Below are 23,389 nucleotides of genomic sequence, written 5' to 3'. Positions count from 1 at the left end.
GTTCACGATCTTACTGCGAGGCCGTGATCAGGGCTGGTTCCGCGCGCTCTGGCGGGTGAGGGCCGGATTGCCCCCCATCTGCGCATTGAAGAAGGGGCCGCGAGCGGCCAGAGCCTGCAGCTTGTCGCGATTGCGCAGGGGCTGGTCGGCGAGCAGCACGCTCCAGCCCAGGTAGCCTTCGGCGGGCAGCTCCTGACGCTTGCCGGTCTGCTCGACGAACCAGGCCGGATCCAGCACGCCGTCGGTGACTTTTTCGGCCAGACGCAGCAGGCGGCCATCACCGCGCGCATACCAGTCCTCATGGCGGCTGTGCGCCAGTTCAGCCATGGCCGCAAGCGGCATCAAGGCGTAATTGTGATAGTGCAGGGCTCGGCCAGCACGAGCCATTTCCATTTCCAGCGTGCCATCGGCGGCGATGTGGGCCAGGGCTTCGTCGTAGATGCTTCGCGCCCGGCCCCACAGAATCGCATCGTCGGTCGCAGCCGCTGTAGCGGCAACAGCTAGGCCGGTCCAGTAAAGATGGTTGTTGCGCTTGTGGCGAGCATCGTCCCAGAAGGCAAGGCTGCGTTCGGCCTGGGCCTTGAGCCAGGGGTCGAGCAAGGCGTGATCGGCAGGCGTCAGCTGACTGCGGACTTTGAAGCTGGCTATGGCAAGGCCGGCGAGGGTCCATTTCTGGATGTAGTTGGCCTGGTTGCCCCGCTCGTTGATCAGTGCACCGAGCAGTGCCCCGCCTTGCGCCCAAGCGCTCAGCCAGTCAATCGTGCAGCGGGCCTGCGCAATATCACCGGTGGCGACGAAAGCATCGGCGCGCTCAAGCACGCGGCGATGAAAATCAGTGATCGGATCAATATTGCGCTTGTACTGGGCGTGCAGCGCCGGATCGATGATGGAGCCAGCGGCATCCGAGTAATAGGAATTGGCACGGATATCCCGCACAGCTGGGGGCGGAGGCGGGCAGGCGGCGCTCGCCCCGGCCGGGGTGATCAGGCTGGCAAGACACAGAAAGGCTAGCAGGCATTTCATGGCGGGTGACGAGTCCTGGTTTTTGCTGAAGAAGCACTGCTGCGGCTGCGCCGGGGCGGAATCGGGACAGATTCAGCGGGTCAGCATCTGCGCGTACATATTCTGCAGCCTGATTGCGCCAGACGTGCTGGATCCATCAGCAATTCATTTCCCACCCTCGCCATGATTGATCTGCCCGCAGCCTTGAAAGCTCCAGACAGCAGGCCCCGCAATGCATCAAACAACTATGTCCCCATTATCTAATGCACCGCAAGTGTGCAAGAATCAAATTACACTCTGACCCCGTTTTATAGTGCTTGAGGGGGGTGGGCGCTCGTCCTATAGTTCAAACCCTTACGGTTGCGGAAGCTACGCCTTTTGGTATAGCGAGCCGCAGATTTTCCGGTTTTATCTGGAGTATGAGCATGCAAGAGCGCCAGGGACTTTACGACCCAGCCAACGAACATGATGCCTGTGGTGTGGGTTTCGTTGCCCACATCAAGGGCAAGAAGACCCATGAGATCGTTCAGGGGGGGCTGCAGATCCTCAAGAACATCGATCACCGCGGTGCCGTGGGTGCGGACCCCTTGATGGGCGACGGCGCCGGCATCCTGATCCAGATTCCGGACCAGCTCTACCGTGAAGAGATGGCCGCTGCCGGCGTAAAGCTGCCACCGGCCGGCGAATACGGCGTGGGCATGGTCTTCCTGCCCAAGGAAGCCGCTTCTCGTCTGGCCTGTGAGCAGGAGCTGGAGCGTGCCGTACGTGCCGAAGGCCAGGTGCTGCTGGGCTGGCGTGATGTGCCGGTCGATAGCGAAATGCCGATGTCGCCGCGCGTGCGTGCCAAGGAACCGGTGATCCGCCAGATCTTCGTCGGTCGCGGCCCGGACGTAATGGTCACCGAAGCGCTGGAACGCAAGCTCTACGTGATCCGCAAGATGGCCAGCCACGCCATTCAGCAACTCAAGCTCAAGCACGGCGCCGAGTACTACGTACCGTCGATGTCCGCCCGCACCGTGATCTACAAGGGCCTGCTGCTGGCCGATCAGGTCGGCGTGTATTACAAGGATCTGGCCGATGCGCGCTGTATCTCCGCGCTGGCGCTGGTGCACCAGCGTTTCTCGACCAACACCTTCCCGGAATGGCCGCTGGCGCACCCCTACCGCATGATTGCCCACAACGGCGAAATCAACACCGTGAAGGGCAACTTCAACTGGCTGCGTGCCCGCGAAGGCGTGATGAAGTCCGCAGTGCTGGCCGACGACCTCAAGAAGCTCTACCCGATCGCCTACGCTGGCCAGTCCGACACCGCCACCTTCGATAACTGCATCGAACTGTTGACGATGTCCGGCTACCCGCTGGCACAGGCCGCGATGATGATGATCCCGGAAGCCTGGGAACAACACACCACGATGGACGAGAACCGTCGCGCCTTCTACGAATACCACGCAGCCATGATGGAGCCGTGGGACGGCCCCGCCGCGATTGCCTTCACCGATGGCCGCCAGATCGGCGCCACGCTCGACCGCAACGGCCTGCGCCCGGCTCGTTACATCGTCACTGATGACGACATCGTGATCATGGCCTCGGAAGCCGGCGTGCTGCCGGTGGCTGAATCGAAGATCGTCAAGAAATGGCGTCTGCAGCCGGGCAAGATGTTCCTGATCGACATGGAAGCCGGCCGCATCATCGATGACAAGGAACTCAAGGACGCGCTGGCCAATGCCAAGCCCTACCGCGAGTGGATCAGCCGCATCCAGGTGAAGCTCGACGAAGTCGACGGCCCGGAGCCGGTGATCGAGTCCAGCACCTCCCTGCTCGATCGTCAGCAAGCCTTCGGCTACACCCAGGAAGACCTCAAGTTCCTGATGGCACCGATGGCCGCCACCGGCGAAGAAGCGATCGGCTCGATGGGCAATGACTCGCCGCTGGCCGTCATGTCCAACAAGCACAAGACGCTCTACAACTACTTCCGTCAGCTCTTCGCGCAGGTGACCAACCCGCCGATCGATCCGATCCGCGAAGCCCTGGTGATGTCGACCGTGTCCTTCATCGGCCCGAAGCCGAACCTGCTGGACCTGAACAACATCAACCCGCCGATGCGCCTCGAAGTCTCCCAGCCGGTGCTGGACTTCAAGGACATGGCCAAGCTGCGTGACATCGGCGCCTACACCGACAACAAGTTCAAGTCCTGCGAACTGGATATCTGCTATCCGGTGGCCTGGGGCAAGGAAGGTGTCGAAGCCCGTCTCGCCTCGCTGTGCGCGCAAGCGGCAGAAGCCGTGCGCTCGGGCTACAACATCCTGATCGTGTCGGACCGCAAGCTTGATGCACAGAACGTGGCCATCCCTGCCCTGCTCGCCACCAGCGCGATCCACCAGCATCTGGTGAAGCAAGGCCTGCGCACCTCGACCGGTCTGGTCGTGGAGACCGGTTCGGCGCGCGAAGTGCACCACTTCGCCCTGCTCGCCGGCTACGGCGCCGAAGCCGTGCATCCGTATCTGGCCATGGAAACCCTGCGCGAAATGGCGCTCGGCATGGCCGACGTGGATGGCGACAAGGCCATCTACAACTTCATCAAGGCAGTCGGCAAGGGCCTGTGCAAGGTCATGTCCAAGATGGGCATCTCGACCTACATGTCCTACTGCGGCGCACAGATCTTCGAAGCCATCGGCCTCAACAAGGATCTGATCGACAAGTACTTCGCCGGCACCCCGTCGAACGTCGAAGGCATCGGCATCTTTGAAGTGGCGGAAGAAGCCATCAAGCTGCACGCTGACGCCTTCAGCGCGGCTCCGGTGCTGGCCGACCAGCTCGACGCAGGCGGCGAATATGCCTTCCGCATTCGCGGCGAAGAGCATATGTGGACCCCGGACGCGATTGCCAAGCTGCAGCACTCCACGCGCACCGGCAACTTCCAGAACTACAAGGAATACGCGCAGATCATCAACGATCAGAGCAAGCGTCACATGACGCTGCGCGGCCTCTTCGAGTTCAAGTTCGATCCGGCCAAGGCGATCCCGCTGGATGAAGTCGAGTCTGCCAAGGACATCGTCAAGCGCTTTGCCACCGGCGCCATGTCGCTCGGCTCGATCTCCACCGAAGCGCACTCCACGCTGGCGATTGCCATGAACCGCATCGGCGGCAAGAGCAATACCGGCGAAGGCGGTGAGGACGACAAGCGTTACCGCAACGAGATGAAGGGCATCTTCATCAAGAAGGGTGAAACGCTGGCCGGCATCGTGGGCAAGAACGTGATCGAGCGCGACATCGTGCTGCAGGAAGGCGACTCCCTGCGCTCGAAGATCAAGCAGGTGGCGTCGGGCCGTTTCGGTGTGACCACTGAATACCTGACCTCGGCTGATCAGATCCAGATCAAGATGGCCCAGGGCGCCAAGCCTGGTGAAGGCGGTCAGCTGCCCGGCGGCAAGGTCTCCGAATACATCGGCAAGCTGCGCTTCTCGGTACCGGGTGTGGGCCTGATCTCGCCGCCCCCGCACCACGACATCTACTCGATCGAGGATTTGGCCCAGCTGATCCACGATCTGAAGAACGTCAATCCGAAGGCAGACATCTCGGTCAAGCTGGTGTCCGAAGTGGGCGTCGGCACCGTGGCTGCAGGCGTTGCCAAGTGCAAGGCCGACCACGTGGTGATCGCCGGTCACGACGGTGGCACGGGCGCTTCGCCCCTGTCCTCGATCAAGTACGCCGGTTCGCCTTGGGAACTTGGTCTCGCCGAAACCCAGCAGACCCTGATGATCAACGGCCTGCGCGACCGTATCGTGGTTCAGGCTGACGGCCAGATGAAGACCGGTCGTGACGTCGTCATCGCCGCCCTGCTGGGCGCTGATGAAATGGGCTTCGCCACCGCACCGCTGGTGGTCGAAGGCTGCATCATGATGCGCAAGTGCCACCTCAACACCTGCCCGGTCGGCGTCGCGACGCAAGACCCGGTGCTGCGCCAGCGCTTCTCCGGCCAGCCCGAGCATGTGGTGAACTACTTCTTCTTCGTTGCTGAAGAAGTGCGCGAGCTGATGGCTCAGCTGGGCATCCGCAAGTTCGAAGACTTGATCGGCCGTGCCGATCTGCTCGACAAGAAGGCTGCGATTTCGCACTGGAAGGCTCAGGGTCTGGACTTCGCCAAGATCTTCCACGTGCCGCAGGTGGATTCGCCGCTGCGTGTGGTGGCCAGCCAGAACCACGGGCTGGAAAAGTCGCTCGACCACAAGCTGATCGAGAAGGCCCGCCCGGCACTGGACAAGGGCGAGCGCGTCTCCTTCATCCAGCCGATCATCAACGTCAACCGTTCGGTCGGCGCGATGCTCTCCGGCGAAGTGGCGCTCAAGTACGGCATCGAAGGTCTGCCGGATGACACCATCCATGTGCAGATGACCGGCACCGCCGGTCAGAGCTTCGGCGCCTTCCTGGCCCACGGCGTGACCCTGGATCTGGTCGGCGAAGGCAACGACTACGTCGGCAAGGGCCTCTGCGGCGGCCGCGTGATCGTGCGCTGCCCGAACGACTTCCGTGGCTTCGGCCCGGAGCACATCATCGTCGGCAACACCGTGCTGTTCGGTGCCATCGCCGGTGAGGCCTACTTCAACGGCGTCGGTGGCGAGCGTTTCGCGGTGCGCAACTCGGGCGCTGCAGCCGTCGTCGAAGGCACGGGTGACCACGGTTGCGAATACATGACCGGCGGCACCGTCGTCGTGCTGGGCGAAACCGGCCGCAACTTTGCCGCTGGCATGTCGGGTGGCGTGGCCTATGTGTATGACCCGGAAGCGCTGTTCGCCAAGCGGGCCAACACCGCGATGGTCGATCTGGAGGCCGTGCTGCCCGCAGCCGAGCAGACAGACAAGATCGATCGCGACGTGTGGCATGCCGTCAAGCGTGGCGGCGTGGGTGAAGCTGATGACGTGATCCTCAAGCGTCTGATCGAGAACCACTTCCGCTACACCGGCAGCCTGCGTGCCAAGGCACTGCTCGAGAACTGGGACGAATCCCGCAAGGCTTTCGTCAAGGTCATGCCGAAGGAATATCGTCGTGCGCTGAAGGAACTGGCCGTCGCTGCACGCGCCAAGACCGAAGCAGCCACCGCCTGAGAATCGGGAAGGAATAGAAATGGGAAAAGTTACCGGCTTTCTTGAATTCGAGCGCCAGGAAGAGGGCTATCCGGCCCCCGAATTGCGCAAGAAGAACTACAAGGAATTTGTCATCGCCCTGAGCGATGAGCAGGCCAAGGTTCAGGGTGCGCGCTGCATGGACTGCGGCATTCCGTTCTGCAACAACGGCTGCCCCGTGAACAACATCATTCCGGACTGGAACGATCTGGTTTACAAGCAGAAGTGGGAAGAAGCGATTGGTGTGCTGCACTCCACCAACAACTTCCCCGAGTTCACCGGCCGCATCTGCCCGGCACCCTGCGAAGCCGCCTGTACCCTGGGCATCAATGTGGCGCCGGTGGGCATCAAGTCCATCGAGCACGCCATCGTCGACAAGGCCTGGGAAAACGGCTGGGTCGTGCCGCAAGTGGCCGCCGAGAAGACCGGCAAGAAGGTCGCCATCGTCGGCGGCGGCCCCGCTGGCCTCGCCGCAGCTCAACAGCTGGCCCGTGCCGGCCATGCCGTGACCGTGTTCGAGAAGAGCTCGCGCGTCGGCGGCCTGCTGCGCTATGGCATTCCTGACTTCAAGCTCGACAAGTCCATCATCGACCGTCGCATGAAGCAGCTGGAAGCCGAGGGTGTGGTCTTCAAGACCGGTGTGTACATCGGTGAGGCCGATCTGCCCAAGGGCATCAACTCTGACGCCAAGGAAAAGATCAGCCAGAAGAAGCTGATGAAGGATTTCGATGCCGTGCTGATCACCGCCGGCTCCGAAGTGCCGCGCGATCTGCCGATCCCCGGCCGCGAGCTGGCTGGCGTGCATTACGCGCTGGAATTCCTGATTCCGCAGAACAAGGAAGTCGCCGGCGACGGCGCCAACCCGATCAGCGTGAAGGGCAAGAACGTGCTGGTCATCGGCGGTGGTGACACCGGCTCCGACTGCGTGGGCACTTCCAACCGCCACGGCGCGGCGAGCATCCTGCAGATCGAGCTGATGCCCAAGCCCCCGGCGCAGGAAAACAAGTCCACCACCTGGCCCTACTGGCCCAATAAGCTGCGCACCTCTTCGTCGCATGACGAAGGCTGCCAGCGCGAGTGGGGCGTGACCACCAAGGAATTCAAGGGTGAGAACGGCAAGCTCAAGTCCGTGGTGCTGGCCAACGTCGAGTGGGCCAAGGACGAGAAGACCGGCCAGATGAAGATGACCGAAGTCGCCGGCTCCGAGCGCGAAATCCCGGTCGAGGCCGTGTTCCTCGCCATGGGCTTCACCAACCCGGTGGCGTCCTTGCTCGAAGGCTTCGGCATCGAGAAGGATGGTCGTGGCAACGCCAAGGCCACCACCGATGGCCTGGGCTGCTACGCCACCAACGTCGCCAAGGTCTTCGCGGCAGGCGACACCCGTCGCGGCCAGTCGCTGGTGGTGTGGGCGATCCGCGAAGGTCGTCAGGCCGCCCGCGAAGTCGACCAGTTCCTGATGGGCTCGACCGTTCTGCCGCGCTGATCAACACCTGCGCTAGCTGCAAAGGCCTCCAGAAATGGAGGCCTTTTTCCTTTCGGGCTACACGATGACTCTCCCACCGGCTGGCTGGCTCAGCCTACCCGCCAATTACCTCAACGAATCCGGTCAGATCTGGCTGCGCGAGCCGGCGGACAAGAACCGCCAGTTGCTGATCCGCCAGCTCATGGACGGCATCTATCCGCATCCCTTCGTGATCGACGATGGCAAGGTGCGGCGCCTGCATTTCAGCCTCAAGCTGGTGCAGAGCGAGATGCGCCTCGATGCACCGGACGAACTGGCGATTGCCTACACCCGGGCGATGCTGGGCTTCCTGCTATTCCAGCCACTGCCCAAGCATGTGCTGATCGTCGGGCTCGGCGGCGGCTCGCTGACCAAGTACTGCTACCGGAATCTGGCGCGCAGCCGGGTCACCACCGTGGAATTGATGGAGGGCGTGATCGCCTGCCGCAACTGGTTCCTGATCCCGCCTGATGACGAACGCCTGAAGATCGTGCAGGCCGATGCCGCGGATTACTTTGCCGGTGAGCCGGACGGGGCCGACGCGATTCTGCTCGACGCCTATGTGGAAGATGGCCTCGCCCCGCAGCTATGCACTCTGGGCTTTTACGAAAAGGTGAGCGCCCATCTCAAGCCACGTGGCGTACTGGTGACGAACATTTCCGGCCATAGCCTGACGGCCGAGACGCACATCGAACTGATCCGCGAGGTATTTGCCGAACGCGTGGTGGTGGTGGATGTGATGGCCGATGGCAACCGCATCGTCTATGCCTTCAAGGACCCAGCCTTCCCGCCTGACTGGCAGCGCCTCGGGCGCAGCGCTCGCGAGCTGGAAGCGAAACATCCACTGGAATTTGCCAAGCTGCTGCGCGACATGGAGCGCAGCGCGCAACGCGCCAAGCGCAAGGGCCGGCGCTGAGAAATATCCGGCGGGGTTTGCCCCCCGGCCCTACGAGCGGAACACCCGCAAAGCTAGGACGGAGTACGCACTCCGCCATCAGAGCTACAGCCGAGACGTTCAGCCCGGCTCCAGCACACTGGAAGCTGGCCGGGTCGGGTCGTAATGGACCTGCAGCTTGCTGCCCGGTGCATAGCGCGCCAGTTGCATCCGCGCTTCGTCTTCGCTGCGCCAGCCTTCCTTTGTGATGCGGATGCGGGTGCCGGTAAAGCGCTGCCCATCCACGACATAGGCATACTCCAGCTCGACGTGATAGCGCACGCTGGTTTCCGGATTGTTGCTGCCGTCATCGGTGCGCTCGATGCGCGCGGCGAGGATCTCGCCCTGCACCGCTGGCCAGGCCTGACTGGCCCGCTGCTGCTGCCAGGCGTACCAGCTGGCCACCGCAATCACCAGCAGTACGAGGCCGATCAGCAGTGCATCCATGGGCTTGCTCATGCCTTGGAGAGCAACTTCAGCGCGGCACGGATGCCGTCGGAGACGCCAATGTCAGCCGGCAGCTGCTTGAGCGCCGCGGCCGCTTCCTTCTCGTTGTAGCCCAGCGCCAGCAGCGCGTGGCCGATGTCGCCCTGAGCGCTGGCCGGGCTACTAAGGCCGGCGGCGGAAACGCCCGGCAGGGTCTTGGCGAGCTTGTCCTTCAGCTCCAGCAGCAAGCGCTCGGCCGTTTTCTTGCCGATGCCCGGAATCTTCACCAGCCGCCCGGTTTCCTGCAGCGCCACGGCGCTCGCCAGATCGCTCACTGACATGCCCGAGAGCACGGCCAGCGCGGTGCGTGCGCCGATGCCGGAGATCTTCAGCAACTGGCGGAAGGTGGCACGCTCCTCTTCGGCGCCAAAGCCGTAGAGGAAGTGGCCATCTTCGCGTACGGCCAGATGGGTCACCAGGGTCACTCGCTCGCCCAGATTAGGCAGGTTGTAGAAAGTGCTCATCGGCACCTCCAGCTCGTAGCCGATGCCATTCACATCCAGCAGGATCTGGGGCGGGTTCTTTTCAAGCAACAGTCCGGAGAGGCGTCCGATCATGGAGGAATTCCGCAAAAGCGTTCACAATCCCGCAGGATAACAAAGCCGGCCATCCTCCACCGCCTCATGTACCAGTGCGCCTGTCCCGCCTGCGGGGCCCAAGTCGAATTCAGGTCTGCCGCCTCGGTGATGGCAGTGTGCGCCTATTGCCGCAGCACCCTGCTGCGCGAGGCCGACGCAGTGCGCTCGATCGGCCGCATGTCCGATATCGTCGAGGACCACACCCGCCTGCAGATCACCAGCTGCGGCCAGTATCAGGGAACGAACTTCAGCGTGGTCGGGCGCATCCAGCTGCGCTATGACGATGGCTTCTGGAACGAGTGGTACCTGCTGTTCGACGATGGCTCGGCCGGCTGGCTGGCGGATGGCTCTGGCCAGTATGTGATCACCCGACCAGGCGGCACACCGGGCAAGGCGCCGGCCTTCGAAACGATCCGCCCTAATGCCACGATCCCCTTCAAGGATGAACGGTATACCGCCACCGATGTGCGCACGGCGCAATGTACCGGCGGCGAGGGCGAGCTGCCTTTCCAGGTGGGTGCCGGCTGGCAGGCGCGGGTGGCGGATTTCCGCAACGGCGACAAATTCCTGACCCTCGATTATTCGGAGAGTGATACCCCGCAGGTTTTCCTCGGCGAAGCCACCAGCCTCGAAGCCCTCAAGTGCCAGTTGCTGCGCGAAGAGGAGCAGGTCGCAAGCAGCGCCGGCAAGCTCAAGGGCAAGGCACGCACGCTCGAATGCCCCGCCTGCGGCAGCGGCATCGACACGGTGCCAGGCCGCGCCGAGCATCTGGTGTGTCCGGCCTGCCACGCCGAAGTGGCACTCTCGGCGGAGAAGGCTGAGGTGCTGGCCTTGCACAAGGAGCTGACGGAGTTCAAAAGCACTCTGCAGCTCGGCGACAAGGCCACTATCGATCGCTCCAAATGGCAGCTGATCGGCCTCATGCGGGTGCGTGAAACCGGCGAAGAGCCCGATCCGCCGTGGACCGAGTACCTGCTCTTCAACGCCAGCAAGGGTTTCCTGTGGCTGGTGGAAAGTCATCAAGGCTGGAGCCGCACCGAGGTGCTCAACGCCCTGCCGGAAATCACCGGGGGCGCCGGCCTGCGCTTTGGCGGCAAGGGCTACACCAAGAAATGGACTTACGGCTCCGAAGTGATCTACGCCGCTGGCGCCTTCAATTGGCGCGTAAAGATCGGCGATCAGAGCCGTGTGACCGACTACTACGGCCCGGATGGCATCCTCTGCGAGGAAGTGACGGCACAGGAGGTCACCTGGTCGCGCAGCCGCGAGGTGGATGCCGCGCAGGTCGCGCGCTGGTTCGGCAAACCGGCGGACAGCCTGCCGACGCCGAGTGTGGAAGAGCCTCCGTCGGAACTGAAGAGTTACGCGCTGGGGGCCAGCCTGATCCTGCTGAGCCTGAACTTCGACCAGATCGTGAGCTTCAGTCCGATGGTCTGGATCGTTAGTGCACTCGCGCTGATGCTGCTGTGGCTGCCGACCTGGGTCACCAGCGGCACGGCGGGCAGCAGCGATTCCGGCAGTGGTGACTGGGATACGGATAGTTCAGACAGCGACTCTGGCGGAGGCGACGACTGATGCACCGCATCGTCTATTTCCTGTATGCCACCATCGTGGTGCTCGCCACCACCGGCATCAATTCACACGTCGACAACATATCCAGTGGCAGCTATCGCTCCTGGGGCAGCTCTTCGGGCTACAGCTCCGGCGGCGGCAGTGGCTGGAGCGGTGGCAGCAGCCACAAATAGCGCCCGCCTGTGCGGACATCTTTCGCGGCAGGCAACGGCCGCAACAGGGCCAATGATGCTCATCTCTACGCGTTTCCTCCAAGCCACCCGACTGCTCCTCCTGCTATCCGGCTGCATGCTGCCCACATTCAGCCAGGCTCAGGTCTACAAGTGGGTGGACGCCCAGGGCAAGACCCACTACTCGGAGCGCAAGGAAGGCAGCGAGGGCAACAAGCTCACCGAGCTCAAGCTGACACCTGCGGCCTCCACCTCGCAGCCGGCCCGCAACTGGGAAGAGGAAGAAGCCCAACTCCGTCGCCGTCAGCTTGAAAAACAGTACGCCACACCGCCGGCTTCGCGCACACCTGATCGGCCGAAATCACTCTCGAACGGCACCGAAGATGGTTCCGACGCCTCACGCTGCAGGCTGGCACGCGACATCCTGAGCGGTGCCGTGCGGCACGCCAACGGCAAACCACTCGACCAGTACGACCGCGAGGTGGCCGAGAACGACGTGCGCCGCTTCTGTCATTAGGGCGCGGCACCTTGGGCTACACTGGCACTCGTATCCCGCTGGAATCTTCTGCGCATGAAACGTCTTGCCCTGCTGGCCTCCTCCCTGTTGTGCTGTGGCCTGCTGAGTGCCCCGACCGGCGCCCAGAGCTTGCTCAAACTGCTGCCTCACGCGGCAGCGCCCCAGTCCGCACCAATCAGCCAGGCTGAGGACACGGCCAGCCGGATCAGCCGTCTGCGCGAAAAGCAGGCTGCCCTGCTCAAGATCCTGCAGCGCCTCGAAGCGCCAGACGGCCTCGCCAGCGGCGCACCGAGCGATGCCACGGCGGCCGAGCTCGACGAACGCCACTTGCGCATCGCCTTCTCCGTCAGCCTGATCGACCGCCAGCTGGCCGACCTCGCCCGCCTTGCCAAAGTGCGCGCCAGCCGCGCTGCGCTGGACAAGGAAATCCATGCCTGGAGCGGCCTCAGCGAAACGCCGCCCTACCCGATCCGCCTCCTCGATCGTTTCCGCGCCGAACGCGACAACGCCCAGCAATCCCTCACCGCGCTGCGCGCCCGCGAAACCCTGGTGAAGACTTTCAGCGAGCGCACCAGCCGCGAAGTGAAAGAATCCGAAGCGCGAATCCGCAAGCTCACCGAAAGCGCCGAACGCCGCTTCGGTCTCGGCGCCAGCCCCGGGCATCAGGGCTGGGCCCGGGAGCTCAGTCAGATCCAGCTCCAGACAGCCCAGATCGCGGCAGCCACATTGCAGACCATCGGGGAACTGCAGGAGGCCGAGTTGGGCGTCGCCCAGGATCAGCTCCAGTTTGCCCGCCGCAAACTCGAGCTAGCCTCCGCCGACTACCGCTTCAGTGCAGAGGAATTCGCCACCATCAACAACGAGCTGGATGCCGACTTCAGCCGCATCGAGCAACGGCGGACGGCCCTGGCCCAGCAGCAGCTTCAGCGCAGCAACAATGCCGAACAGGCCCAGGCCAGACTTGAGCAGCTCCGCAATCGGGGCGATACCAGCCCACAGCTCACCGAAGCAGCGCGCAGCCTGGAACTCGCCAACGCCCGCGTCGAAGCCAGCACCTATGGCGGCGAATTCCTGCGCGGCATGGCGGACGCCCAGCGCCTCCACCGCCGGCTCTGGAATGCCCGTTACCAGGGTCTGCACCGCGACGAAACCAGTGATCGCCTGGAAGCTGGCGAAGCACTCGAAACGGTGCGCCCCTTCATCAGCATGTGGCGCCGGGGCCTGGAGCAACAGCGCACCGTGCTGGACTTGCGCCTGCAGCGCCTCGACGCCCTGCTTGCCGACACCAGCGATCCGCTCGCCCAGAAGCACCTCATCGCCCTGCGTAACGCAGCCGAGGAAGCCCTGCCCTTGCAGCGCAGCGCCTATTCCCTGCTTGAGAGCATGGAAGCCTTGCTGGTGTACACCGACGAAGAACTCGGCACGGCCCGCAAGGAGCTGAGCGCCTCAGAACGCCTCGATGAGTGGCAGCTGCGCCTCACCCAATGGGCGCAAGCGGCCTGGAACTACGAACTGATGACAGTCGAAGATGTCATCGAAGTAGATGGCAACAAGATCACCGGCAAACGCTCGATCACCATCGGCAAGGTGCTGGCGGCGCTGCTCGCCTTCGTGGCCGGGATCATTGGTTGCCTGCTCTTCGCGCGCCAGATCTGCCGCCTGCTCGTCTCGCGGCTCGGCTGGAGCGACTCAAACGCGCGCATCCTGCGGCGCTGGCTGCTGACGGTGGAATTCATGGTACTGGGCATCATCGTGCTGGCCTGGGCACGCATCCCGCTCACGGTCTTCGCCTTTCTCGGCGGCGCCATCGCCATCGGTGCCGGTTTCGCCATGCAGACCCTGCTCAAGAACCTCATGAGTGGCGTAATGATCCTTGGCGAGCGCCCCTTCCGCCCTGGCGACATCATCGAGATCGGTGGTATCAGCGGCACCGTGATGGACATCGGCATCCGCGCCTCCACCCTTCGCGACGCCAACGGCATCGAAACCATCGTGCCGAATGCCAGCTTCATCGAGCAGAACCTCACCAACTGGACTTACAGCTCACCGCGTGTGCGTTTCACGGTACGGGTCGGCGTGGCTTATGGCGCACCGGTCAAACGCGTGATCGAACTGCTCGACGAGGCCGCCCAGCGCCACGGCCTGATCCTCAAGGACCCCGCGCCGGAAGTGATCTTCGAGGATTTCGGGGCTGATGCGCAGGTCTTCGCGCTGCACTACTGGCTGGAGATGGGGCCCAATGTCACCTCACGGGTGGTGGCCAGCGATCTGCGCCGGATGATCGAGCACACCTTCTCCGAGCAGGGCATCGTCATCGCCTATCCGCAGCGCGACGTGCATCTGGACGCCAGCCAGCCCCTGCCGGTGACCCTCGTCAGCCCGGTCCGGGAAAGCTGAGCGTCTCAGAACGGCACCGAGAGCCCCAGCAGCAGCTCCCCCTGGCCCAGGCTCTGGCCGCTGATCGAGACCACGCAGCCCCCCGAGCAGAACAGGCTGCCGCTGCTGTCGATGAGGCTGGCGTAATAACGCCCTTCGAGGCGCAGCGCAAGATTGCGTGCAAACAACCACTGGTAGCCAAAGCCCAGGTTCATCGAGGGCAGCACCTCCTCGCCATAGCCGGGGCCATCGAGCTGCAGCACGGCCACGCCGAGGCCGCCCACAGCGTAAGGCCCCTGACCGATCGGGCCATCGAAGAAATAGGTGCCCCCCAGATGCAGATAGGTCGCCGTGAAGGGCAGGCGCGTGGTGCCCAGCGTGTTCGTCTTGGGCGCTGCAACCTGGGAAAAATCAACATGCGAACTCTGCCGTGACAGGAAGACCTGCAACTGCCGCTGCGGGTCCAGGCCCACATCAACGGCCAGCGATACAGCGGGCGAGTTCTGCAGCTTGAGGCTGTTGCCGGTATCCACTTCCGTGAAGCTGCCCCCCACACGGTAGCCGCCATACACCGTCAGCGCATTGCGCTCACCCAACTCTTCGGCAGACACCGCCAGGCTGGCCATCGCGGCCAGCAGACAAACCACTACGCGCTTCATGTGAGCCTCCCCGGATGAGTGTGGGCAGATCTTAGCCCACAGCGCGCACGCCTCGCAGCAGACTCAAGGCCCGGCCGGATCAGCGCATTGGCCTTGCAGACTGTGCCCGCAGACGTATGCTTGGGCTCCATCCCCGGCCCGAGAAGCTATCCGCATGCCCGCTCCCCCGGATTACCTGCGTCCCGAAGAAGTCGAATTCACAGCCATCCGCGCCCAGGGCGCAGGCGGGCAGAACGTGAACAAGGTTTCGACTGCGGTGCATCTGCGCTTTGACATCGCCGCCTCCTCCCTGCCGGAATGGCTGCGTGAGCGCCTGCTGCAACGGGGCGATCAGCGCATCAGCAAGGAGGGCGTGCTGATCATCAAGGCGCAACAGTTCCGCAGCCTGGAGCAGAACCGCGAAGACGCGCTGCGCCGCCTGCAGGAGATCATTGCCAGCGCGGCCATCACCCACAAAACTCGCCGGCCGACCCGCCCCACGTGCGGCTCAATCAAGCGGCGACTGGAGGGCAAGGCCCGCCGCGCCTCAGTGAAGGCCGGACGGGGCAAGGTCGAGAGCTGAACGTGCGCCGGCGCCGCGCCGCCGCGTCCGCTCAGGCGCAGCCCTCACACGCCCCCGAGCCGCAGCCCTCGTCAAGCGATGCCGCCGGGATCTCGTTATTCACAAAGCGGGTCAGGAAGGCGCCCACGCTGTCTGCCGGCAAGGGGATCCACACCCGGTGGCCGCTGCCAGGCGCGATCGGCGTGGCGCTGCCATCGGCCTGCTCCATGCGCTCGAGTTCCAGCACGCGGTTGCCTTGTGCCTGCACCAGCTCCAGCCGGTCCCCCACGGCGAAGCGGTTTTTCACCACCACTTCGGCCAAGCCGCGTGCCGCGTCGTACTGCACCACGTCTCCCACATACAGGCTGCGTGAGGATTCCGAACTGCCGCGCGCATAGTTCTGATAGGCCGAAGCCTCCTGGTGGCGGTCGAAAAAGCCGCCGGTATAACCCCGGTTGGCCAGCCCGTCGAGCGAGTCGATCAGGGCCGGGTCAAGTGGCTGCCCCGCCACCGCGGCATCAATCGCAGCGCGATAGGCCTGGGCCACGCGGGCCACGTAATACGGGCTCTTGGTGCGGCCCTCGATCTTCAGCGAATCGACGCCGATCTCCACCAGCCGCTGCACATGCTCGATCGCGCGCAAATCTTTTGAGTTCAGGATGTAGGTGCCGTGCTCATCCTCTTCGATCACGTTGTAGCTGCCGGAACGGCGCTCGCGCTCCTCGATCAGGAACACGTCACCACTGGCGTCGGCACGCCCCTGATGCACCTTGAAATCCCAGCGGCAGGAATTGGTACAGCTGCCCTGGTTCGGATCGCGGTGGTTGAAGTAGCCCGAGAGCAGGCAGCGCCCCGAATAGGCGATGCACAAGGCGCCATGCACGAAGACTTCGAGCTCGGTGTCCGGGCAGGCCTGGCGAATGTCGGCCACCTCGTCGAGCGACAGCTCGCGCGACAGGATCACGCGGGAGACACCATTCCGCGCCCAGAACTTCACCGCCGCCGCGTTCACCGTGTTGGATTGCACCGAGAGGTGGATCGCCTGCTCCGGCCACTCTTCACGCACCATCATCATCAGGCCGGGGTCGGACATGATCAGCGCATCCGGTTTGAGCGCGATCACCGGTGCCATGTCGCGGAGATAGGTCTTGAGCTTGGCGCCGTGCGGGTAGATGTTGGAGACGAGGTAGAACTGGCCGCCGGCCGCATGTACCCGGTCGATGCCGGACTTCAATACCGCCAGGTCACCGAAATCATTGTTGCGCACGCGCAGCGAATAGCGTGGCTGGCCGGCATAGATCGCATTGGCACCATAGGCCAGGGCGGTATCGAGCATGGCCAATGAGCCGGCCGGGGCCAGCAGCTCGGGGCGACGGAGCAAAGTGGAGGACATTTTTCTGGTTTTCCGGGGTTTCTGCGGGGGTGCGCCATTATAGGGAGTCGGGCGGGGAGATTCGGGAGTCGATAGCCCGCACCCGCGCCTCCGGCAATGCCCTCACGGCGATCAAAATTAAAGCTTTCCCACAACAAACCGTTGATTTTCATGGGGATGCCTTCACCATCCCCTGCAAGGAGATCTGCACCGTGGGTGATGTCACCGAAATGAAGGACATCTTCAGCTGGTCTGCCCGCTTCGAAACCGGGCTGCACGAGGTTGACCAGCAACATGCCCGTCTCGTCCAGCTCATCAACGAACTCGCACGTATCTCAGCCGGCCGCTCGGACCCGACCCGCCTGCTGGGCCTGCTCGACGAGCTGCAGGATTACACCGGCTACCACTTCCGCACCGAGGAAGACCTCATGGCGAAATACGCGCTGGAGCCGGAAGCCACTGCGGCGCACATCCACGCCCATGAATCGCTGCGCGAGCAAGTCCGCATCGTCCGCGAAGTGGCCGAAACGGCCGGCTTGCAGGCCGGCGTGGCGATTGGCCGGCTGCTGCCCTTCCTCACCAAGTGGCTGATCTTCCATGTGCTCGGCACCGACATGCGCATGGCTCAGGAAGTGCTCGCCCGCCAGCGTGGCGAATCCGCCGAAACCGCCCACCAGCTCTCGATCGCGGGCCAGACCGAGTCGCTCGTGATCGTGCTCGACGCACTCAACGATCTGAACGACAACCTCACCCGGCGCAGCAGCGAACTGACCGAGGCCTATCAGCGTCTGCGCATCTCGGAGGCGCGCTATGCCATGGCCCAGCGCGCCGCACGCATCGGCAGCTGGGAGCTGGACCTCGACCAGCTGGAGATGAACTGGTCCGATGAAGTTGAGCCGCTCTTCGGTTTCCGCCTGCGCGATCTCAGCAATCGCTACGAAGCCTTCATGGCCTGCGTACATCCGGATGACCGTGAGCGCATCAGCAGCCACCTCGAAGCCGTACGCAGCGGCACCAGCCTCTACGAACTGGAGCACCGCGTGGTGTGGCCGGATGGCTCGGTGCACTGGCTGGCCAATACCGCTGAATGCGTACGCGGCGAGCCCGGCGAAGCACTGCGCCTGGTGGGCATCGTGCGCGACATCACCGAAGAGCGGGCGGCCCAGCAACAGCTGCGCGACACCAATCAGCAGCTCACCCTCTCACTCGGCGCGCTGGAGCGCCATGCGGCGGATCTCACCCGTCTCAACGAACTCAACGAAAGCCTGCAGAGCTGCCTGAACTCGAGCGAAGCCTTTGAAGTGGTCGAACACGTGCTGGCCCGCCTCAAGATCGGTAGCGGCGGCGCACTGTCCGTGCTGGATGCCGGCAACAGCGAACTGCGCACCGTAGCGCGCTGGGGCGATGGCGGTCACATTGCCGCCCACTTTGCATGCACCAGTTGCTGGGGCATGCGCCGTGGTCAGCGTCACGCCGTACGCCTCGCCGACGAAGGCCCACTGTGCAAGCATTTCGAAGGCAGCCCTCCGGGCGCCACCCTGTGTCTGCCGCTACGCGTACTCGGCGACACCCTCGGCCTGCTCAGCATGCATGCCCCCGCCGAATGCAGCGAAACCGAATGGGCGCGCATCAATCATCTCGCCAGCATGGTGGCCGAAACCCTCAAGCTCGCCCTCTCCAACGTACGCCTGCGTGAAGCCCTGCATGAGCAGGCCACGCGCGATCCGCTCACCGGCCTGCTCAATCGCCGCTACCTGGATGAAGCCCTGCCGCGCGAACTCGCCCGCGCCGCCCGGGAGCACCGCAAGCTGGCCGTGGTGATGCTCGATCTGGACCACTTCAAGCAGGTCAATGACAGTTGGGGCCACGAAGCCGGCGATGCGGTGCTGGCCCAGCTCGCCATCACCTTGCGCGGCCATCTGCGCAGCTCCGATCTGGCCTGTCGTTTCGGCGGCGAGGAGTTCGTCGTCGTAATGCCCGGCGCCAGCCTCGAAGAAGCCCGTGAGCGCATGGAAGTGGTCGCGCGCTCGGTCCGTGAAACCCCGATCCATCTGGCCCACGCCACCCTTCCACCGGTGCGCTTCTCCGCCGGCCTCGCCGAAGCTTTCAAACATGGCTCGACCGCCGAAGAACTCCTGCGCGCGGCGGATATCGCGCTCTACGCCGCCAAGGAAGCCGGCCGCGATTGCCTGCGCGAAGCGCTCCCACCGGAATGAGAGCAGGCTTGCAAGACCCACCCAGCCAGCCCTCAAGCCGGGCCCATTCCGGCCTCGGCCCATCCCTGCGAAAGGGCTGCGATCAAGGCTCACACGGGTCTTGCGAGGAAGGCCACCTACGGGAAACCTGAATGGCTGCCCCCCGCAGATGACACTAAGCTGCACGAGCGGGCTTCCCCCGCTTCCGGACCGCTACGCCTACGTGGATGACAAACGCCTCACCCCCTTTCCAGCCCTCCACAGAACAGGCGCCCCCCGGCGCAGCGCCCGGCCGCGCCGGCTGGCTCGAGCGCCTCTTCGGCCTGCGCATGCTGATCATGCTGGCGGTGGCTTTCGGCCTCGCCGTGCCCGGCTGGCTGGTGGCGCTGCAAGAAGCCAAGGCCATCGAGAAAGAAAACATGCTGCAGTTGCAGACCGATCTGCAGCAACTCACCGAGCTGGGGGCTGAGAGCCTGCGCGAAGCCCTTTGGCAGATCTATCCGGAGCTGGGCGAGCCGATCATCCAGGCCATCTTCCGCGATCCGCGCGTCAAGCTCATGCGAGTCCAGGATTCGCGCGGCAGCAAACCCTTCTTCGAGCACCAGCGCCCACTCGAGGTCGGCGAAGCGGTCATCAGCCTCAAGCGCGAAGTACTCTATCAGGGCCGCCCGGTCGGCAGCCTCGAGCTTTCCCTCTCCACCCTGCAGGCCAGCCAGCGTGCTGAAGCGGCCCAGCGCGGCATTCTGCTGCGCACTGCTCTCAGCCTGGCCAGCTCGCTACTGCTGGCTTTCATCGTCCTCCAGTGGCGTCTGGTGCGCCCAATCGAATATCTCAAGCGCGCCTCCGGCCGCCTCGCCCGCCAGGCACTGGACGAACCGATCCACCTGCAACGCAGCGACGAGCTGGGCCAGCTCGCCCAGAGCATGGAAGCCACCCGGGTCGCGCTAGCCCGCGCTTTCTCCGAACTCACCGCCAGCCAGCAGGCCTTGCGCGAACACGCCGGCGGACTGGAGCTGCGCGTGGCCGAACGCACCCGCGAGCTGGAAGAGAGCAACCTTCACCTGTCCGAAGTGATCAACAATCTGTCGCGCGCCCAGAGCGAGCTGATCGAAGCCGACCGCCTCGCCTCGCTGGGGCGCATGGTGGCCGGTATCGCCCACGAGCTGAACACCCCGCTTGGCTCCAGCCTGACCATGGTCAGCACCCTGCTCGATCACCATCGCAGCCTCAGCCGGGCTGTGGGGCAGGCGGCGCTGCGCCGCAGCCAGCTCGACGAGTTTCTCGCCACGCTCGGCGAAGGCCTGCACATCGCCGAACGCAACGTGAATCGCGCCGTGGAAATGGTCGACAAGTTCCGCCAGGTCGCCGTGGACCAGACCAGCGAGCAGCGCCGACGCTTCGATCTGGCCGTTTTCATGGCCGAACTGCAGCTAACCCTGAGCCCGAACTTCAAGCGCAGCGCCTATACGGTGCATGTTGCCATCCCGCCAGACCTGATCTTCGACAGCTACCCCGGCCCGCTCGGCCAGGTCATCAGCAATCTGGAACTGAACGCCCTGGTGCACGGCTTCGATGGCCGCAGCAGCGGCAACATCTGGCTTAGCGCCGCGCTGGTCGACGACGGCATGGTGCGGATCAGCGTGCGTGACGACGGCGTTGGCATGAGCGCCACGGTGCGCGAACACATCTTCGACCCCTTCTTCACCACCCGCCTCGGGCGGGGGGGCTCCGGCCTCGGTCTCGCCATCGTCTACAACATCGTCACCGGCATGCTCGGCGGGCGGATCAGCGTCAACAGCCAGCCCGAGCAGGGGGCCGAGTTTGTGCTGGAGCTTCCCCTGCACGCCCCCACCGGCGACGCCCCGACACGCAGCGAGGCGCTCCCGCCCCTCAGCCAGACATCAGATTGCTGAGGGCAGACACGGATCTATGCTGGACAAAAAGCACGCTCAGGAGGCCGCCATGCGAAGCATGAAAACACTGATCTGCGGGCTCGGCCTGAGCCTGCTGCTGGGCAGCCAGCCCGCACAGGCCGAGGATGTGCTGATCCGCAATCGCCCCACCATGGGCGTTGGGCAGCGCCTCGAATATACCGATCGGGTCCTGGCCGAAGCCATGCGCCGCACCCGTCACAAATACGGCCCTTACCGCATCGAGTGGATCGGCGGCACTCTCGCCCGCGAACGCATGCTCCTCGAAATGCTCAGCGGCGAACAATTCAACACCACCGTGATCGCCAGCCAGCCCAGCTGGGAAGAGCAGTTGCTGCCGATCTGGATTCCGGTGGACATGGGCCTCTCCAACTACCGCATCTCGCTCACCCACCGTAATGCCCAGGCACGCATCGCCGCCGTGCGCAAGCTGGCCGACCTCAAGGCCCTGCCGGTAGGCGTAGGCGCTGCCTGGTCCTCGCGCAAGATCATGGAAGCCAACGGCTTCAACCTGGTTACCGGCGAAAGCTTCGACCCACTGCTGAAGATGCTGATGGCCGGGCGTTTCGACTACTTCCCACGTGGCATGAACGAAGTCTTCGTCGAATTCGATGCGCGCAGCGCCGACAATCCAGATCTGGCGATCGAGAACAGCATGCTCATCGAGTTCCCGCTGCCCACCTACATCTTCGTCTCGCCGAAAACACCGCGCCTGCATCAGCGCCTGCGGGAAGGCATGGAAATGATGGTGGCCGACGGCAGCCTCCAGAGAATGCTGATCGAATACCACGAGGAAATGATCCGGCGCACCAACTTCTGCCAGCGCCGCGTATTCCGCATCGAGAACCCATTGCTCACACCGGGCACCCCCTTGCAGCGCAAGGAAGTCTGGTTCAACCCCTGGGATCCAAAGTCCGGCCTGTGCGCCAAACCAGCCGCCGCCAGACGGCCCGGAAAATAGGGGTGCCAGGGCGCATTCCGGCGCCAAGCGCCGGTGCGATTTCAGCCACACGCCGGGCTGCGGCCCGGCCTCCTCAGAGGCTGTGAGCTGAAGCTCAGCCGCCCTTCATCTTGCGGCGGATTTCGTGACGCTCCTGCGCCTCCACGCTGTAAGTCGCGGTCGGGCGGGCCAGCAGACGCGGTATGCCAATCGGCTCGCCACTCTCCTCACACCAGCCGTATTCACCCTTGTCGATCCGCTCGATGGCCTCATCGATCTTGTGCAGCATCTTGCGTTCGCGGTCGCGCACGCGCAGCTCCAGGGTGTGATCTTCTTCCTGCGAAGCGCGGTCAGCCGGGTCAGGCGTCGCCACGAAATCCTGCAGGTGCTCGGTGGTTTCATGCGCCGAGCTCAACAACAAATCACGTTCAGCCACCAGGCGGGCGCGAAAAAAGGCCAGCTGGGCCGGCGACATGTATTCATCCGCCGGTGCGGCAAGCAATTGCGCTTCGGTCATCTGGGGGCTGGCAGGATTCATGGAGGTTTCCGGGTTGCAGCGCGGAACGGATGCCCCGCGCTTCGCGACACCCTACACGCCCGCTGCAGCAAAGTCCCGCTTGTTTTTCGCCGCCAATCTGCGCCCTGCTGGCGGCGTGGTGCGGGCACAACAGGGGTTTGTGCGGATGGCGGCGACCGCAAGGCATATTCCTTGCGAGGCTGAAAGCCTTGTTCCAGCCCGCTTCTCGCCCCCATGTCCGCGCCTCCACCCAGGTCAGCTGCCCCTGCCCGCCCCGGCCTGCCACCGGAACTGCTGGCACGCTTCAGCAGCCAGCAGTTGCCACCGGGCTACCTGCTCAGCACGCCCGGCTCGCCGAAGGACCGCATCCTGCTGCTGCGCGAAGGCCGCATCCGCGTCTTCGTGGCCAGCGAAGACAAGGAGCTAACCCTCGCCTACCTCAGCGCCGGCGAACTCTTCAGCACCCACACCCGCGCCTATCTGCGCTGCGATAGCGCCTGCTGCGTACTCTCCATGCCCACCGCCGACTTTGCCCGCAGCATGGCCCATCAGCCGGGCATGCTGGCCCTGGTGATGCCGGTGCTGGGGCGCATTCTCGACAACAGCATCGCCCTCATCGAAGACCTTGCCTTCCGCGATGTGGCCGGCCGCCTCGCACGCTTCCTGCTCGTCTCGGCCCGCCAGCAAGGCGTCGCCACCGCCCCCGGGATGCGCTTCGGGCTGGACCTCTCGGCCGGCGAAATCGCCCTGCTGCTGGGCTGCACGCGCCAAACCGTGTCCAGCCTGTTCAAGCGCCTCGAACGCGAAGCCATCCTCACCCGGCCGGCCCGCCGCCAGTTCATCGTGCTGCAACCCGAGGCCCTGCTGCGCTGGCAGGAAGGGGAGGAAGAGCGCAGCGGCGGAACTGTCGGCTAGCCGACAATGCCGCAGCGCGCGGCTGGCTAGGATGAGGCCTTCCTCATCTCCTGCCTGTGATCA

The 23,389-nt window shown here is 64.2% G+C and carries 18 protein-coding genes; 12 read left to right on the top strand and 6 right to left on the bottom strand.

The features are described from left to right. Window positions 1-27 precede the first annotated feature (27 nt). Entirely contained in the window at window positions 28-1,023 is a 996-nt protein-coding gene (locus C0V76_RS03080; protein ID WP_101940869.1) for an alginate lyase family protein, read from the bottom strand. Window positions 1,024-1,421: 398 nt separating this feature from the next. Here C0V76_RS03080 and C0V76_RS03075 point away from each other — a divergent pair, with 398 nt between their 5' ends. The 3 genes from C0V76_RS03075 to C0V76_RS03065 all read left to right on the top strand — a co-directional run bounded on the left by C0V76_RS03075 (window position 1,422) and on the right by C0V76_RS03065 (window position 8,539). Then, window positions 1,422-6,104, top strand: a complete 4,683-nt coding sequence (locus tag C0V76_RS03075) for a glutamate synthase-related protein (RefSeq protein WP_101940868.1) — start codon at window positions 1,422-1,424, stop codon at window positions 6,102-6,104. Window positions 6,105-6,123: 19 nt separating this feature from the next. Beyond that, window positions 6,124-7,605 carry a glutamate synthase subunit beta gene (locus C0V76_RS03070; protein WP_101940867.1) on the top strand — a complete coding sequence of 494 codons (1,482 nt, stop codon included), beginning with the start codon at window positions 6,124-6,126 and terminating at the stop codon, window positions 7,603-7,605. Window positions 7,606-7,669: 64 nt separating this feature from the next. Then, complete coding sequence (locus C0V76_RS03065; RefSeq protein ID WP_158239126.1) at window positions 7,670-8,539, top strand: spermidine synthase; 870 nt, start codon at window positions 7,670-7,672, stop codon at window positions 8,537-8,539. 99 nt (window positions 8,540-8,638) lie between these two features. On the opposite strand, the gene C0V76_RS03060 is transcribed toward C0V76_RS03065, so the two are convergent. Together C0V76_RS03060 and ruvA are read right to left on the bottom strand one after the other, a co-directional pair. Next, entirely contained in the window at window positions 8,639-9,004 is a 366-nt protein-coding gene (locus C0V76_RS03060; RefSeq protein WP_158239125.1) for a DUF3592 domain-containing protein, read from the bottom strand. An 8-nt stretch (window positions 9,005-9,012) separates the two neighbouring features. Further along, on the bottom strand, window positions 9,013-9,600 hold the full coding sequence (gene ruvA / locus C0V76_RS03055; protein WP_101940864.1) for a Holliday junction branch migration protein RuvA: 588 nt from the start codon (window positions 9,598-9,600) through the stop codon (window positions 9,013-9,015). A 135-nt stretch (window positions 9,601-9,735) separates the two neighbouring features. Between ruvA and C0V76_RS03050 the strand changes: the two genes are divergently transcribed. The 4 genes from C0V76_RS03050 to C0V76_RS03040 are packed head-to-tail and all read left to right on the top strand — an operon-like array spanning window position 9,736 to window position 14,277. Next, complete coding sequence (locus tag C0V76_RS03050) at window positions 9,736-11,196, top strand: DUF4178 domain-containing protein (protein WP_158239124.1); 1,461 nt, start codon at window positions 9,736-9,738, stop codon at window positions 11,194-11,196. Beyond that, window positions 11,196-11,366, top strand: a complete 171-nt coding sequence (locus C0V76_RS20005) for a hypothetical protein (protein ID WP_173893964.1) — start codon at window positions 11,196-11,198, stop codon at window positions 11,364-11,366. The genes C0V76_RS03050 and C0V76_RS20005 overlap by 1 nt, the downstream gene beginning before the upstream one ends. A 52-nt stretch (window positions 11,367-11,418) precedes the next feature. Continuing rightward, the gene (locus C0V76_RS03045) at window positions 11,419-11,880 is read left to right on the top strand and encodes a DUF4124 domain-containing protein (RefSeq protein WP_101940862.1); all 462 of its coding nucleotides are present in this window, start codon (window positions 11,419-11,421) and stop codon (window positions 11,878-11,880) included. A gap of 54 nt (window positions 11,881-11,934) precedes the next feature. Continuing rightward, a complete protein-coding gene (locus C0V76_RS03040; protein WP_101940861.1) occupies window positions 11,935-14,277 on the top strand; it encodes a mechanosensitive ion channel domain-containing protein in 2,343 nt (780 codons plus the stop codon). 5 nt (window positions 14,278-14,282) lie between these two features. Here the strand turns inward: C0V76_RS03040 and C0V76_RS03035 are convergent, their stop codons facing one another. Next, window positions 14,283-14,915 (bottom strand): outer membrane beta-barrel protein, encoded by a 633-nt coding sequence (locus tag C0V76_RS03035; RefSeq protein WP_101940860.1) that lies wholly within the window; start codon window positions 14,913-14,915, stop codon window positions 14,283-14,285. Window positions 14,916-15,069: 154 nt separating this feature from the next. Here C0V76_RS03035 and arfB point away from each other — a divergent pair, with 154 nt between their 5' ends. Beyond that, complete coding sequence (arfB, locus tag C0V76_RS03030) at window positions 15,070-15,477, top strand: alternative ribosome rescue aminoacyl-tRNA hydrolase ArfB (protein WP_101940859.1); 408 nt, start codon at window positions 15,070-15,072, stop codon at window positions 15,475-15,477. A 31-nt stretch (window positions 15,478-15,508) separates the two neighbouring features. On the opposite strand, the gene C0V76_RS03025 is transcribed toward arfB, so the two are convergent. Continuing rightward, the gene (locus tag C0V76_RS03025; protein ID WP_101940858.1) at window positions 15,509-16,849 is read right to left on the bottom strand and encodes a U32 family peptidase; all 1,341 of its coding nucleotides are present in this window, start codon (window positions 16,847-16,849) and stop codon (window positions 15,509-15,511) included. A 191-nt stretch (window positions 16,850-17,040) separates the two neighbouring features. On the opposite strand from C0V76_RS03025, the gene C0V76_RS03020 reads away from it, so the two are divergent. The 3 genes from C0V76_RS03020 to C0V76_RS03010 all read left to right on the top strand — a co-directional run bounded on the left by C0V76_RS03020 (window position 17,041) and on the right by C0V76_RS03010 (window position 21,915). Beyond that, on the top strand, window positions 17,041-19,044 hold the full coding sequence (locus tag C0V76_RS03020) for a bacteriohemerythrin (protein WP_158239123.1): 2,004 nt from the start codon (window positions 17,041-17,043) through the stop codon (window positions 19,042-19,044). A 206-nt stretch (window positions 19,045-19,250) separates the two neighbouring features. Further along, window positions 19,251-20,936, top strand: coding sequence for a sensor histidine kinase (locus C0V76_RS03015; protein ID WP_101940856.1), 1,686 nt, complete (start codon window positions 19,251-19,253; stop codon window positions 20,934-20,936). A 49-nt stretch (window positions 20,937-20,985) separates the two neighbouring features. Further along, window positions 20,986-21,915 carry an ABC transporter substrate-binding protein gene (locus tag C0V76_RS03010; RefSeq protein WP_143707332.1) on the top strand — a complete coding sequence of 310 codons (930 nt, stop codon included), beginning with the start codon at window positions 20,986-20,988 and terminating at the stop codon, window positions 21,913-21,915. Between the two features lie 94 nt (window positions 21,916-22,009). On the opposite strand, the gene dksA is transcribed toward C0V76_RS03010, so the two are convergent. Beyond that, window positions 22,010-22,432, bottom strand: coding sequence for an RNA polymerase-binding protein DksA (gene dksA, locus C0V76_RS03005; RefSeq protein WP_216821633.1), 423 nt, complete (start codon window positions 22,430-22,432; stop codon window positions 22,010-22,012). A 213-nt stretch (window positions 22,433-22,645) separates the two neighbouring features. Here dksA and C0V76_RS03000 point away from each other — a divergent pair, with 213 nt between their 5' ends. Next, window positions 22,646-23,326 carry a Crp/Fnr family transcriptional regulator gene (locus tag C0V76_RS03000; RefSeq protein ID WP_101940854.1) on the top strand — a complete coding sequence of 227 codons (681 nt, stop codon included), beginning with the start codon at window positions 22,646-22,648 and terminating at the stop codon, window positions 23,324-23,326. The last annotated feature ends 63 nt before the right edge of the window (window positions 23,327-23,389 follow it).

Source organism: Uliginosibacterium sp. TH139 (assembly GCF_002855595.1).
Lineage (GTDB): Bacteria > Pseudomonadota > Gammaproteobacteria > Burkholderiales > Rhodocyclaceae > Uliginosibacterium > Uliginosibacterium aquaticum.
This window is presented reverse-complemented; position numbering and strand designations above follow the sequence as displayed.